Annotated in this window: 13 protein-coding genes; 2 read left to right on the forward strand and 11 right to left on the reverse strand. The window is 51.3% G+C overall.

The annotated features are described in order from the left end of the window. The first annotated feature begins 198 nt into the window (after positions 1–198). Together FT643_RS20620 and FT643_RS20625 are read left to right on the forward strand one after the other, a co-directional pair. Positions 199–2,571, forward strand: coding sequence for an efflux RND transporter permease subunit (locus FT643_RS20620; protein WP_156873313.1), 2,373 nt, complete (start codon positions 199–201; stop codon positions 2,569–2,571). A 61-nt stretch (positions 2,572–2,632) separates the two neighbouring features. Next, positions 2,633–3,415: a DUF2914 domain-containing protein gene (locus tag FT643_RS20625; protein ID WP_156873314.1), complete on the forward strand. Its 783-nt coding sequence runs from the start codon at positions 2,633–2,635 to the stop codon at positions 3,413–3,415. On the opposite strand, the gene FT643_RS20630 is transcribed toward FT643_RS20625, so the two are convergent. From FT643_RS20630 to FT643_RS20680, 11 genes are all read right to left on the reverse strand, one after another. Then, complete coding sequence (locus FT643_RS20630) at positions 3,402–4,100, reverse strand: class II aldolase/adducin family protein (protein ID WP_156873315.1); 699 nt, start codon at positions 4,098–4,100, stop codon at positions 3,402–3,404. The genes FT643_RS20625 and FT643_RS20630 overlap by 14 nt on opposite strands. A gap of 125 nt (positions 4,101–4,225) precedes the next feature. Then, the gene (gene der / locus FT643_RS20635) at positions 4,226–5,647 is read right to left on the reverse strand and encodes a ribosome biogenesis GTPase Der (RefSeq protein ID WP_156873316.1); all 1,422 of its coding nucleotides are present in this window, start codon (positions 5,645–5,647) and stop codon (positions 4,226–4,228) included. Next, positions 5,644–6,843, reverse strand: a complete 1,200-nt coding sequence (bamB, locus tag FT643_RS20640) for an outer membrane protein assembly factor BamB (RefSeq protein WP_156873317.1) — start codon at positions 6,841–6,843, stop codon at positions 5,644–5,646. Before bamB ends, der begins: the two co-directional genes overlap by 4 nt. Further along, a complete protein-coding gene (locus FT643_RS20645) occupies positions 6,843–7,529 on the reverse strand; it encodes a YfgM family protein (protein WP_156873318.1) in 687 nt (228 codons plus the stop codon). The genes bamB and FT643_RS20645 overlap by 1 nt, the downstream gene beginning before the upstream one ends. 4 nt (positions 7,530–7,533) lie before the next feature. Then, positions 7,534–8,811 carry a histidine--tRNA ligase gene (hisS, locus tag FT643_RS20650; RefSeq protein ID WP_198043768.1) on the reverse strand — a complete coding sequence of 426 codons (1,278 nt, stop codon included), beginning with the start codon at positions 8,809–8,811 and terminating at the stop codon, positions 7,534–7,536. 120 nt (positions 8,812–8,931) lie between these two features. Continuing rightward, on the reverse strand, positions 8,932–10,053 hold the full coding sequence (gene ispG / locus FT643_RS20655) for a flavodoxin-dependent (E)-4-hydroxy-3-methylbut-2-enyl-diphosphate synthase (protein WP_156873319.1): 1,122 nt from the start codon (positions 10,051–10,053) through the stop codon (positions 8,932–8,934). 72 nt (positions 10,054–10,125) lie between these two features. Continuing rightward, a complete protein-coding gene (locus FT643_RS20660) occupies positions 10,126–11,235 on the reverse strand; it encodes a RodZ domain-containing protein (RefSeq protein WP_156873320.1) in 1,110 nt (369 codons plus the stop codon). Between the two features lie 2 nt (positions 11,236–11,237). After that, positions 11,238–12,011: a type IV pilus biogenesis/stability protein PilW gene (gene pilW / locus FT643_RS20665; RefSeq protein ID WP_156873321.1), complete on the reverse strand. Its 774-nt coding sequence runs from the start codon at positions 12,009–12,011 to the stop codon at positions 11,238–11,240. Positions 12,012–12,030: 19 nt separating this feature from the next. Continuing rightward, entirely contained in the window at positions 12,031–13,215 is a 1,185-nt protein-coding gene (rlmN, locus tag FT643_RS20670; protein WP_156873322.1) for a dual-specificity RNA methyltransferase RlmN, read from the reverse strand. Positions 13,216–13,353: 138 nt separating this feature from the next. After that, the gene (ndk, locus tag FT643_RS20675) at positions 13,354–13,785 is read right to left on the reverse strand and encodes a nucleoside-diphosphate kinase (protein WP_156873323.1); all 432 of its coding nucleotides are present in this window, start codon (positions 13,783–13,785) and stop codon (positions 13,354–13,356) included. 140 nt (positions 13,786–13,925) lie between these two features. Then, positions 13,926–15,086 carry an IscS subfamily cysteine desulfurase gene (locus FT643_RS20680; RefSeq protein ID WP_156873324.1) on the reverse strand — a complete coding sequence of 387 codons (1,161 nt, stop codon included), beginning with the start codon at positions 15,084–15,086 and terminating at the stop codon, positions 13,926–13,928. Positions 15,087–15,089: the final 3 nt, after the last annotated feature.

A 15,089-nucleotide genomic window follows, 5' to 3' on the forward strand; every position in this document is an offset into this window, starting at 1 on the left:
GCTGTCGTCACAAACAGTGATTTAACAACAAAGTTATCGCTCCGACTTTCCATAATCTGTTGGTTTTGGTCTACGATATATACCATGAATACGGCTACTACGATCTGAACAACCCGCTTCGGAAAAACCGAAGTCGTCTCGATTATAAAAAGAATGACCTGTAGTTAAAGGTTTAAGACATGGAGAGCTAACCAACTCATGCTATTGGATAGAATTAATCACGCCATCGTGCGCCATCCATTACTGGTGATTCTGGCCTGCCTATTATGCGTCGCGGCCTTGGCATCCGCATTACCCCGCACACAAATCACCACCGATTTCGAAGAATTCTTTCCGGATCAGGATGAAAACCTGGTGGCCTACCATGGGCTGCAAAGTACCTACACCAATGTTGATAATGTCTTTATCGCTGTTGCTCCCAAAAGCGGCAACGTTTTCAGCGCCGAAACGCTCTCGATCCTGCAGGATATTACGGAACAAGCATGGCAACTACCCTATTCCCAACGGGTCGACTCCATCACTAATTTTCAACACACTATCGCAGAAGATGACGACCTGCTGGTGGAGGACCTGGTAACAGCCCCAGCACCCAACAGCCCGGAAAAACTCGCAGGCATCCGCCAAATTGCCGTCAATGAACCCCAACTGGTCAATCGCTTGATATCACCGGACGCAAAAATGGCCGGTATAAATGTCATCGTCAATTTTCATCAGGAAGCGGATAAAGGTGCCGCCATTAAGCTCGTCGTCAAGTCTACCCGGGAATTCGTCAAATCCCTTAAGACAAAATACCCCCAGGCGGACTTTTATTTGGTGGGAAAAGTGATGAGCAACAACGCCTTTAAAGAAGCCACGTTGTATGACATGAAAAATCTTGTGCCGCTGGCCTTACTGGTCGCGCTCGTCTGCATCGCCGGTTTTATGTTTGTTGCCAGTGGTAGCATTCTCACCAGTCTTAGTGGCACCTTCGCCACCTTGGTTATCATTGTGACTTCAGTACTGGCGGCTATGGGGGCAATGGTATTCATTGGGATATCGGTATCCCCTCCCGTCGCCAATGCGCCAACCATGATTCTGACTCTGGCGATTGCAGACTGTATGCACCTGTTAGCCACTTACTTTCAAAACCGACAGGCCGGACAAGATAAGCAAGCGGCTATGGAAAATAGCCTGCGTCTGAATTACCAACCAGTGATGCTCACCAGTCTAACCACTATTATCGGATTTTTGTCACTTAACTTCAGTGCGTCCCCGCCGTTCCGGGATCTCGGCAACGTCGTCGCTGTGGGTGTATTTGCGGCCTGGATATTTTCGGTCGTATTGTTGCCCGCCCTGGTGATGGTACTTCCCTTTGATATCAAACCCGGCAAACAAAAATCAGGGGGAAATAACGACTGGCTGGCTAACTTCGTAATTGAGCGCCGTCTGCCTATTTTTATTATCACCGCCGCAGCTGTCCTCTTTTCCACATCGTTTATTTTCAACAACCGTCTTAACGATGTATGGGCAGAATACTTCGATACCCGCACCGAAATCCGTCAACATGCCGATTATGTCCGCTATCATCTGACCACCAATAACACCATCTCCTATTCGCTGGATTCTCAGGAGGAAGGCGGCATCAGTAATCCCGCATTCCTGCAAACCGTCGAACAGTTTTCTGATTGGCTATCCGCACAACCAGAAGTGCTTCACGTCACTACCTATACCGACATTATGAAGCGTCTCAACAAAACCATGCACAACGACGACCCTGCCTGGTATAAAATTCCAGATCAACGTGAGCTTGCAGCACAGTATCTGCTGCTATACGAGTTTTCACTGCCTTTCGGGCTGGATCTCAATAATTTGCTGAACAGCAGCAAATCCTCCACCCGCATAACAGCAACTGTGAGGGACAGTTCCACCGACAGTATTCTGTCTTTGCAACGCCGCTCTCAAGATTGGATGAAAGAGCATGCCCCCAAGTCGCTTTACCACCCCGGAACCAGCTCCGATATCATGTTTGCCCACATGGGCTACAGCAACATCCGCAGCATGCTAGAAGGCGCATTCATTGCATTGCTTATTATTTCCGTCGTGCTGGGTTTCGCACTGCGCTCACTCAAATTCGGCTTAATCAGTCTGGTGCCCAATTTGATTCCGGCAGCAGTCGGGTTCGGCATCTGGGGATTGACCGTGGGACAAATCGGGCTGGGCTTGTCCGCCGTTGCCGGTATGACTCTGGGAATCGTAGTGGATTACACCGTGCACTTTATTAGTAAATATTTGCGTGCCAAGCGTGAGCAGAATCTGAGTGAGCCGGACGCCATCCGTTATGCTTTCCGCACCGTGGGCACTGCGTTATTTGTGACAACCATAATTCTTACCGCAAATTTCGGCGTGCTAGCGTTTTCCGATTTCCGGCTCAGCGCGGACATGGGATTACTCACGGCAATCACCATCGTCGTGGCGCTGATTATCGATTTTTTCTTTTTGCCTCCTCTGCTGATGTTTCTGGCAGGGAAGAAACCGACAACTGTGACACAAACGCTGACAGAGACGGGTTCCAGTGCGCCAGAATCATTGTGACTTGTGCTTAATCTGGGTATTCTTGCCATCGTTTGCAACAGGGTAAGGAGCAACGACATCAATGGATAAGCCTCAATTTGATCATTATCGACACAACGCCCCGGAATACACCGAACAAATTCTGTGGCACCGGATTGTCGCAACCATTGCTGTCGCGGTTGTGATTGTGGCACTTTCAGCATGGGGCGCCTACCACTTGCTGAAATCGTCAGATGATGGCAACACCCCGCTCGCGCCCCTTACGGCATCCGGAGATACACCCGAGTCAGGTGACTCGATCCAGCTCGCCTCCGCTGCGGAACCACAGAACCAGCCTGTAACAAAAAACCCGGTAGCGGCGGCTGAACCAACGCCGGAACAGCCGGACACTCCAGTTGCAGTCCCGACACCCATGGCCACGCCAGCAGCCGACAAAGAATCCGTTGCTGCCCTCTCCGGCAGCATTGACACCGCCAAAGCCGCGGCCCCGGAGTTCTCGGTTAACACGGAAATCCTGAGCAAAGATATTACCCGGGCAGTACTGGCTAACGTCATCGTCGATCTGGAACCCAAGGAAACCCTGGAAAACACAGCACAGCTAACCGACCCCTTTCTGAAATTGTACTTTTATACTGATCTGGATGGCCGCAAAGACGACCGGATTATGTATACCTGGATGCTGAATGGAAAAGAAGTGGCGAGGATACGGGTCCCGGTGGGCAGCGATCGTTGGCGCAGTCATTCCAGCAAAAACATTAATAAAGATATGCGCGGAGAATGGAAAGTGGTGGTGACTGATAAGCAGGGTGATACTTTGGCCAGCTCCGAATTTGTCATACCGGACGCAGTGCCTACGAACCCCTAATATCGCTGGACTCAGTCAGGTGATGTGCCCACACCAATAACTCCAGCATTAAACCGCCGGCGGCCTCAATATCATCGGAATAGACCAAAATGCCATCCTCATGCCCCTGCATGGCGATGGCACCGGTGGACTCTCCACTTTGCTCAACACAGTTTTTTACTGCCTCCGCCATTTGCGGTGTGCCATAGGGTATTTGCGCGGATGTAGCGGGTAATTTCATGGTATCCGCATGACGCCAGATCAGAGGGCTGTGCACATGCATCACACATTGCACTGAGGGGCTGGCCAGATACAGGGCACCGTGAGTGAGCGCTTCTGAAGACGGTTTTACCGGCCCGTGGGCGACAATCCGGTTCAAGTGCGGCTCGGCTTTATCGACCACCACATAATGCTCACGGCACAACAAGGGCAAATGCCCGGTCTGAGTACCGGAAATTATAAAACGTTGGCTTTCGCTGTTCAGCCGATGACTTATATTGCCATAACCGAGCCCGTCATAACGTGCATCCTGCTGACCAATCAGACCCAACCGGAATAAATAACTGCGCCATCCGTTCAGCGCAGCGAAGTATTCGCAGTCGATATTATGCTCCGGCTGATATTCCAGCTGGTATTGAATGACACCCTCTTTGCCCGGGTGCCCTTCAGCTCTGTATACAGTCTCTTGCGATAGATAAGAAATCACTGCCTAAACTCCATTGTCGTTGCTATGCACAGCGGCTAGAGTTATTTGCCAAGTTCACAGGCTATCAGATTTAGCGTTCAGCTTTGTGACATTTTGATACATTTTCACGGGCCTGATTATCGACCTTATCGCTTTTTCTTTTTCTTCTCCAGCTTTTTATGATGGGCTACCATCCGTTCTTTCTTATGTATTTGTCGTGGCGTCAAGGTGTTACGGCGACCAGCGAAAGGATTTTCTCCGGTTTTGAACTCAATCCGGATGGGCGTTCCCTCAATATCCATTACCCGCCGGAAGGTATTTTCCAGATAGCGCCGATAAGACTTAGGCACCCTTTCTGTCTGGTTACCATGAATAACCACCAGAGGCGGATTGCTGCCCCCCATATGCGCATAACGCAGCTTAATACGCCGACCATTGACTAGTGGCGGTTGATGATCGGTTAGGGCGTCCTCCAGAATCTTAGTCAGAAAAGGCGTCGTTAATTTTTTAAAGGCGCTGTCATAGGCTTTCTGAATGGAGCGATATAACTCCCCTACGCCGGTGCCATGCTTGGCAGATATAAAATGGATCTTTGCAAAATCCACAAATTGCAGGCGGCGCTCAATCTCTGATTTGATTCGTTGCTTGGCGTCTGCGTGCATGCCATCCCATTTATTGATAGCGAGCACCAAAGATCGCCCCGTTTCGAGCACGAAACCCAACAAATGCAGATCCTGTTCAACAATGTTTTCCTGCGCGTCCAGAACCATCACCACCACATTCGCGTCTTCTACCGCCTGCAAGGTTTTAATAACCGAAAATTTCTCTACGGTTTCATTCACTTTGCCGCGCTTTCTAACACCGGCGGTGTCGATAATGGTGTACCGCTGTCCGTGCCGCTCGTAAGGAATATAAACACTGTCACGCGTGGTACCGGGCATATCAAACACGATTACCCTATCTTCACCCAGCATGCGATTGACCAGAGTCGATTTTCCGACATTGGGGCGGCCGACAATGGCCATTTTAATGCCTTTCTCTACCCGTTCCGCTTCGGCATCCGGCGCTTCCTCCGGTTTTGGCAGATGCTCAAACACCTGCTCCAACATGTGTGAAATACCCCGCCCGTGCGCCGCGGCAATAGCGCAGGGGTCACCCAATCCCAAGCGGAAGAAATCCGCTACCACCACGTCTTGATTTAATCCGTCGACTTTATTTACCACCAGATACACAGGCTTCTGCCGAAGTCTTAACACTTGCGCCAAACTTTCGTCTGCCGGTGTTACGCCAACCTGGGCATCCACCAGAAATAACACGGCATGCGCCTCTTCCACCGCCTGCATTGACTGATCGCGCATGTAGTTATCGATGCCCTGCTCGTCGCCCGTAATCCCGCCGGTATCAATCACAATAAAGTCGAACTCATTCCACTTCGCATCACCATATTGACGGTCCCGGGTCAGGCCGGGCATATCCGCAACGATGGCGTCCCGCGAACGGGTGAGGCGGTTGAACAAAGTGGATTTACCCACGTTGGGACGCCCTACCAGGGCAAATACGGGCTTCATTCTTCTTCGACCACCTTATATGCCGCCAGCTCGCCGCTGTTGGCCTGAACGTAAACCACATCATCATAAACAATAGGCTCAACGCGCAAGCCCTCAGTTGACAGCGTCAAATTGTGCAGCGAACCAGCCCGGTCACGAGCGGCGCGGTAACTTTTCACACCCACCTTAACCCGCGCCATAAAACTACCGTCCCGATACGACAACCAATATAGATAACCTTCAAAGTCACCCACCAACACATATCGGTCATAGGCCGTGGGTGCACTCAGCCTGCGACCTTTAAGATCATCCTGTTGCCACATATCGGAACCACTGATTGCATCCATGGCGTGCAACACACTGTCTTCATCAACGGTATAAAGGGTGCGCAGATATTCAGACACGCCGGCATAGGATGACATCGGCCGACTCCACAGTGTCCTTCCGGAAGGAACGTCAATAGCGGATAATGCACCCTGGTAGGTAATGGCATACACCACTTTATCAGCCACCCAGAAACGCCCGTCCAGATCAATCAGCCGCTCCAGTTCGGAGCGACCTTTGGGTTCACCAATTAATTGCTCCCAGGCAACGAATCCGGTTTTGGTATCCAGTGCGACCAGTTTCCCATTAGCGAAGCCGGCCAGTGTTGCACCCGCTGATACCACGGGATTGCTTTCGCCACGCAATGTTAAAACCGGAATCACGGTGTCATATAGCCAGGCCTGGGCACCGTCTTCCCGGTTCAGGCCATGCAATCGGCCATCAATGGTTTGCGTAATAATACGGCCACTGGCAACCGCAGGCACCGACATAATCTGACCACCAAGGGATTTTTCCCAAAGCAGTTCCCCGGTGTCTTCACTCAGTACAACCAGTTCACCATTACCGGTTCCCAAGGCGACCATACCGTAGCCTGCACCCACACCGCCGGTGATGGTTCGCTCCAGATCGACCTTCCATTCTCTTTTACCGGTCAGGCGATCCAGTTTCATCACCAGGCCTTCCGAGGAGGCCGTAAAAATCCAGCGCTCCGTAACCGCAGGCTTAAGGTTTAGGTAAGCTTCACCAACCCCGTTTCCGACCCGAATATCCCATAGCTTCTCGATATCCACCTGAGATTTAAAATGAGGCAGAGGTGAAGGTGGCACAACATTTTCGTTACTGCTACAAGCTATCAGAAAAATCGGTAACAGGATCAGCAAATAAATTCTCATCAGTTACCAGCCACCAAAAGGTTATCGAATTTGATTTTCAGGATTGGCCTGCTTTGACCTTCGCTGCGCGCCGCACTCAGTGTCATCGCCAGCTCATAGGCAGCCCGGGCTTTTTCAGTCTCACCCATGGCAACATAAATATCGCCCCGGACTTCCTCGTAGGCATCAGCCTGGGCACCAGTCTGCACGGCATCTAATTGCGACAGAGCCGCATCGTATTGTTTGTCTTCTGCTAAAACCCGGGCCAGACGTAAATTGGCTATCAATTTCAGAGGTTGATTCTGCGTATTATCAATAGCCCAGTTCAGCTGCTCAATGGCTTGCTTGGTTTCGCCATCAAATACCGCCTCCTTGGCCAGCATTAACGCGGCGTACACTGCATACTCGCTGCCCGCGAAGTCCGTTTTTAACTGTTCACCCAGATGAGACAGCGTGGCCGCCTGATCTTCTGCCGATTTCGCTTCAGCTGCCAATCGACTTTGATCCAGCGAACTGGCAGCATCGACCAGTTGCCCGTATAGCACAGCGCCCGCTTCGCGGTTGGATTGCTTGTTCTGATTCCATATCTGCCACGCCAGCACCGCAACAATCGCCAGCACAATACCCGCTAAAATACCGGTGCCATTGGTCCGCCACCATTTCTTTATCATTTCTATCTGTTGATCTTCGCTTGTGTAAACGTCCACGCTCTTACTCCTGGTTCTTCAGGTATTGTGCTAAATGGGATTGAAGTTCACTTTGCGGAATGCATTCCTGCTCACGCGTCTCACGCAAAAATTTGATTGTCACTTGTTGATTCCGGGCTTCTGATTCACCGATAAGAAGCGCAATGCGAGCGCCTGAATCGTCCGCTTTTTTGATTTGTTTTTTAATTTTTCCGCCACCACAGTGGCATTGGACTTTCAACCTGGGGATTTGGTTTCGTAGCAATTCCGAAAGCAGGATTCCCTGCAGCGAATCCTCGGAAATCACGTAGCAATCTGGCGCAACACTCAGGTGAGCGGTCACGTCACTGGCTTCGAGCAATAACACCAAACGTTCGATGCCCATGGCAAACCCGACTGCGGGTGTTGCCTTGCCCCCCAACTGTTCCACCAGGCCATCATAGCGCCCTCCGGCACAGACCGTACCCTGTGCACCCAGGGCGGTTGTAACCCACTCGAACACGGTTTTGCTGTAATAATCCAGCCCCCGCACCAGATTCGGGTTAATCTCGTAGGCCACCCCGGCTGCATCCAGTAGCGACTTTAATTGACTGAAATGCTGCTGCGACTCTTGATCCAGATAATCCTGCAAGCTCGGCGCTGCTTTCAGCACCGCCTGCGTGCCTTCATTTTTGCTATCCAGCACCCGTAAGGGGTTACTTTCAAGTCGCCGCTGGCTATCTTCATCCAGTTGATCAAAGTGCAGAGTCAGATAATCGACCAAAGCTGCTCGAAACTCGGCCCGCGCTTCGTTACTGCCCAGGCTATTAAGCTGAAGCGTCACCTGATCCGCCAGCCCCAGCTCACGCCACAAGCGAGCCGTCATAATGATCAATTCAGCATCAATATCCGGACCACCCATACCGAATGTTTCCACACCGATCTGATGAAACTGGCGATAACGGCCCTTTTGTGGTTTTTCATAGCGGAACATGGGCCCCGCATACCATAAACGCTGAATCTGGTTATAGAGCAGGCCGTTCTCCTCGCCTGCCCGCACACAACCGGCTGTTCCTTCCGGACGCAACGTCAGCCGTTCGCCGTTACGATCTTCAAAGGTGTACATCTCTTTTTCGACAATGTCGGTGACCTCACCGATGGAACGCTTGAACAAATCAGTGTATTCGACAATAGGAAGACGGATCTCACCATATCCGTACTGCTGCAACACACGGCGCACAGTGCCCTCAAGGTACTGCCAGATAACAGCGTTCTGCGGCAGAATGTCGTTCATGCCGCGAATCGCCTTAATGCGCTTACTCAATGTGCGGGAACCCCTTTATTGATAAAGAAATTTGCTTGTCGCGGAGTATACTCTCCGGAAATCAGGGGCCAGATTATAAGCCAGAATGTACCTGGATAACACTAACGCCTGCGGCGGGGCTCAGAGGCCCAGGGTAATCTTGACGGGTGCTTCAGATTCGCTGTCAACTTCCGCTGCGCGTTTACGAATCACTTGCTCTAATTCATCGATCAGTTCTGCGTTATCGACTTTGTGACTGGGCTTACCGCCGCGGAAAATCAAGTTGTGAGGTGAGCCACCGGTAAGCCCGATATGCGCTTCTTTCGCCTCTCCGGGGCCATTCACCACACAACCGATAATGGCCACATCCAAGGGCGTTTTGATGTCTTCAAGCCGCGATTCCAGGGCGTTTACAGTGGTTATAACGTCAAAGTTTTGCCGCGAGCAGCTAGGGCAGGCAATAAAGTTAATGCCCTTGGTGCGTAATCCCAGGCTTTTCAGAATATCAAACCCGACTTTCACCTCTTCTACCGGGTCCGCTGCCAGCGAAATTCGCAACGTATCGCCAATGCCTTCCATCAGCAACGCCCCCAGGGCGATGGCCGATTTTACGGTACCGGATCTGAGCCCACCCGCTTCGGTTACGCCTAAATGCAAGGGCTGCTCGATTTGCTCTGCAATTAACCTGTAGGCAGCCACGGTCATAAACACGTTCGACGCTTTCAGGCTCAATTTAAAGTTTTGAAAATTCATCCGATCAAGAATATCGACATGCCGCATGGCGGATTCAACCAGAGCTGCAGGCGTGGGCTCTCCGTATTTCTTCTGCAGGTCTTTTTCCAGGGAACCGGCGTTAACGCCAATCCGCAGCGGAATGTTTTTATCTACAGCAGCATCGACCACTGCCCGAATACGGTCTTCGCGGCCGATGTTGCCCGGATTAATACGCAGGCAATCTACGCCTTTTTCTGCAACGGCCAACGCGATCCTATAGTCGAAGTGGATGTCGGCCACCAAAGGCACATTGACTTGCTTGCGGATCTTGCCGAACGCATCAGCCGCTTCCAGCGAGGGCACAGAGACCCTGACAATGTCTACACCCGCCTCTTCCATGCGCCGAATCTGGCCTACTGTTGCCGCAACATCACAGGTTTCGGTGTTGGTCATGGTTTGCACGGTGATTGGTGCATCCCCACCCACAGGAACGTCTCCTACCATAATCTTACGAGACTTACGGCGCTTGATGGGCGATTCAAAATGCATGCTGTACTCCTGACCGAGGTTAACCAGGGCGCTATATTAAGGCTTATTGATGACTATTGCTATGTACCGGGACTATTCCCCCAGGCGGACACGAACTACCTTATGGGAAGGCACCCGGAAAGAAACCGGCTTGCCGTTGTAACTCAAAGATACCACGTTACCATTACCCAATTTTGCTTCTAACGGTACCTGCCCATCCAGGGTCAAAGTCTCGCCTAGTCGCTTTAAATTGGAGTAAATCAGTTCACCCTTGCCATCTCGCACTTCCACCCAGCAGTCTCCCGTAAAGGTCATGCTGATCTCTCCGGTGATGACAGCGCCTGCCTCGGTCTCCGGTGATGCCGCGTTTTCTGAGCCAGCAAGCTCTGAAAAAGGAATGACTTGTGGCTTGGGCGGCGCCGTATCCACCACCGCAGCCTGCGGGCTGACTTCTTGAGCCGGAGATGAACTGTATTCAGCGGCGCTGATTTCAGACTCACTACCGGAAGATCGAGGTGTATCTGTGCCTGCAACCTCTGCAGAATCGTCTTTTATCCAGGTTTCACCATCGTCTTCTACTGTGTTCCCGGTCATACCACTTGAGGCGGGTTCTGCACTTGCCTGCGCATGGGTTTCCCCGGCAGCCTGACCGGATACGGTCACTACCTTGATATCCGGTGACACCACAGACGCACTTTGTTCAGGGTGAATGGCCGTATCCTGAGTCACCGGTTGATCCGGGTTTGTCCGCTCCGCCGCGCCCGGACTGTCTTCTGTTACGTAAAAGAACGTGACCAGCGCTGCTGCAACAATCAGAACCACAAATACGATCAGGATGGGCCCACCCTTGGGTCCGGTTTTAGGTGGCTCTATGGTTATGACGGGTTTCGGTTTGTCGCATCCGGTAATGGCCTCGTACGAACGCACCAGGTCTTCGCTGGCAATACCCAATACACGGGCATAGCTGCGGATGTACCCCTTCACGAAAGTCGCATTGGGTAAAGTTCGGTAATCATCCGCCTCCAGTGCTTTGACAACACCGGGTGACAAATTCAGTGACTGGGCGGCTTCAGCCACCCCCAAATGCAATGATTCCCTGGTTTTTCTCAGGCGGGCACCGGGAGACGCACTAACCAGCGGCTCCACGTTAGCATCTATATTCTGGTCGGCGTTGGCCGCCGGCTTACCGGGTAAAGCAGTCATGGTTATAATGACGCCTTGTAGGCTTTATATTCATCTGATCCTGGAAACATACTCTTTAATGCTAGTGCATAACTGGCCACTTTGTCTTTATCGCCGAGTCTACGCTGCAACCGTATACCTATCCAAAGTTGTTTTGGGCTTGAAGGCGCTATCTTCTCATACTTTCTCAAGTATCTCTCGGTTAGTTGATTATCCCCGTCTTCCAGCGCCAGTTCAGCCAGTTCCAGCGTCGATACGGGCATATTGGTGTTGAGTTGAAGCGCCCGGTTAAACGCTTTGCGCGCATCCTCCCGTTCGCCCACTTTCAGATAACACACCCCCAGATTTTCGAATGCAGTATAACGGCGCTGATAACGATAGTCCTTGGCGACTTTTTCTAGCTGGTCAATAGCATCCTGATATCGCTCTTTGCGATATAAATATGAGGCGTAGTTATTGCGGGCCTGTGAAAAAGCCTGATCCCCCGACAACGCCTTTTTGTAGTATCTTTCTACCTGCTCGTCTTCGCCTTCAATGGTGTAAAACAAGGCTAGCGCATTATTAACCGCAGGGTCATCCGGGGCGATTTCATGGGCCCGTTTCAGCGTACGATCTGCGTTAGCCATTTGGTTTAGCTGCATATAACGCGTCGCGGCCTCAACATAGGTTTTCACCGCTTTCGCCGGATCCTTGTTTTGAGCCAAAGGGTCATTCGTTTCAGTGACACAACCCGATAATACAACGCATACCACCACGACGATGGGTGATACTATTTTTAGCGGATTCCTCAGCCTCATTCTCCAACCTTAATACTGGTTACGATTGTTTGTGTACAGATACCTGTTGCACCGGTATTTGCTTACCTTTTTGACTGTTTGCGGCCTTTTCTGCAATTTTAGCCTGCCACTGCGCCGCCCTGCGGGTGCGATCCTGCACTTGGCCAACTAGCTGACCGCAGGCTGCATCAATATCATCGCCCCGCGTGGTGCGTATCGTCGTGACGAAACCGGCTTTAATTAAACGGTCCTGAAATGCCTTTATGCGCATTCCGTTAGGTCGCTTGTATCCGGAGCTGGGAAACGGGTTGAACGGTATCAGATTAATTTTAGAGGGCACATCCTGCAAAAGCGCCACCAGCTGCTCGGCATGCTCGTATTTATCATTCACACCATCCATCAATACATATTCCATAGTGACACGCCGCGTGTCAGGAAACTGATCAACATATCGACGACATGCCGCCATCAATGCAGATAACGGATACTTTTTATTGATGGGAACCAACTGATCACGCAACTCGTCATTGGGCGCATGCAGTGACACCGCCAACGCTACATCAATGCGGTCATACAGCTCGTACATCTTGGGAACCACACCCGATGTACTGAGTGTAAGTCGCTTTTTAGCAACCCCATAGCCAAGATCATCTTTCATGATCTCCATTGCCGTGACCACGTTCTCAAAATTCAACAATGGTTCACCCATACCCATCATGACGATATTAGTGATATTGCGAATTCCGTGGTTTTCAGGGGCTCCAAACGAGCGTTGGGCAATCCATAACTGACCTATTATTTCATCCACGCTCAGGTCTCGTTGAAAACCTTGCTTTCCGGTGGAGCAAAAGCTGCAGTCCAAAGCACACCCTACCTGCGATGAAACACATAGAGTGCCGCGCTTGCCGTCAGGGATGAAAACCGTTTCCACTTTATTGCCCTGCCCCAAATCCACCACCCATTTGCGGGTGCCATCGCTTGAGAAGTGTTCCAACTCAACAGCCGGCCCTTTGATTTCAGCCACTTCCGCGAGTTTTCCACGCAACCCTTTGCCGATATTGGTCATCGCCTCAAAATCATCGACGCCAAAAAAGTGAACCCACTTCATGATTTGATGGGCACGAAAGCGCTTCTCTCCGAGGCTCTCGAAGAAATCTTCCATCTGCTGGCGGGTCAACCCCAACAAATTGATTTTATTCGTGCTTTTTTGACTGACTTGGTTCATGGCGGACCTGTCTGAGGGGGTTATATAACCCTGGTCGGTGGCTTTAATACGACAAATGGAGCCCTGGGACTCCATTTGATCTTACCCAGGCCTATACCTATTTGTATAAGCCTAGCTTAATTCTGCAATTTCAAGCAATTAGCGTGTACGCTCGCACAACTCGCTTTCTGCAAAGAAATAACCGATTTCACGGGCAGCGGAAGTGGTGGAGTCAGAACCGTGAACCGCATTTTCATCGATGGTTTGAGCGAAATCAGCACGGATAGTTCCGGCTGCGGCTTCAGAAGGGTTGGTGGCACCCATCAGTTCACGGTTAAGTGCAACTGCATTCTCACCTTCCAGCACTTGAACCAACACCGGGCCGGAAGTCATAAACGCAACCAGATCTTTATAAAAAGGCCGCTCTTTATGTTCCGCGTAAAATCCACCGGCTACCTGGTCCGACAACTGAACCAGCTTGGCCGCAACCACGCTCAGTCCGGTTTTCTCAAATCGGGTGATAATTTCACCAATCACATTTTTACCAACAGCATCAGGCTTAATGATGGATAAAGTGCGTTCTACCGCCATGTTTCTCTCCAATAACTATAGTTTTCAATGGGTTAAATAAAGCTGGTAGACCGACACGAATAAACGCCAGTGCCGGTCAGTCAGGATGCGGCGATTATACGCAGGTTTATTGCGTTTTAGTATGGGGGGCAATCAACTTGTCACACTCGAAGCCGCGCCAGGGTCTGGGTGACATACTGAATGGTGAAATCGATTTCTTCTTCGGTTGTGAATCTACCGAGCGAAAAGCGAACCGCAGCTAATGCCAGGTCATCTGGCAAACCCAGGCTTTTCACCACATAAGAAGGTGCGACCGAAGCAGAATTGCAGGCACTGCCGGAAGCCACGGCCAGATCACGCAGCGCCAACATTAGCGTCTCCCCTTCCACCCCCTCAAAAGCAACATTGAGAATGCCGCTCACCCGCTGCTCCGAGTCGCCGTTCAATCGGGCACCCTCGATGTGCGACAATCCCTGCCATAACTTTTTACGCAAAGCAGTGACGTGTTGACAGTCCTGCTCCAGTCGATCACCGGCGATAGAGAATGCTTCTCCCATGCCGACTATCTGATGGCTGGCCAGGGTACCGGAGCGCATGCCCCGCTCGTGTCCACCACCATGAATCTGCGCCGTGAGCTTTACCTGCGGAGACCGGCGCACATACAAAGCCCCCATACCTTTGGGCCCGTAAATTTTATGTGATGAAAGCGACATCAAATCCACTGGCGTCGTTCTAACATCAATAGCAAGCTTACCCGCGCTCTGGGCTGCGTCCACATGCAATAAAATACCCCGTTGACGGGTAATATCAGCAATAGCGTTAATGTCCGTTATGGTCCCGAGCTCATTATTCACCTGCATCAGTGAGACCAATACGGTGTTCTCGCGAAGCGCCTCCAACACCTGATCCGGGTAAATCAACCCCTTCGGGTCCGGTCTCAGGTAGGTCACCTGGAAGCCATATCGTGATTCAAGATATTGGCAGGTATCCAGCACTGCTTTGTGCTCGATTGCGGAGGTTACGATATGCTTGCCACTGCCCTGCCCTGCGTCCAGGCGGGATTCCATCACGCCCTTGATGGCAAGATTATCCGACTCCGTCGCTCCCGACGTCCAGACGATTTCCCGCGCTTCCGCGCCGATTAATGCCGCCACTTTCTGACGCGCGGTTTCCACAGCTTCTTCAGCCTGCCAACCATAAATATGGGAACGGGATGCCGGATTAGCGAATACGCCATCCAACGTAAGGTAGTCAGCCATAATTTGGGCGACGGCAGGATCCATAGGGGTAGTTGCAGCATAATCCAGATAAACGGGGCGCATTAG

It is taken from the genome of Ketobacter sp. MCCC 1A13808 (genome assembly GCF_009746715.1).
Classification (GTDB): Bacteria; Pseudomonadota; Gammaproteobacteria; order Pseudomonadales; family Ketobacteraceae; genus Ketobacter.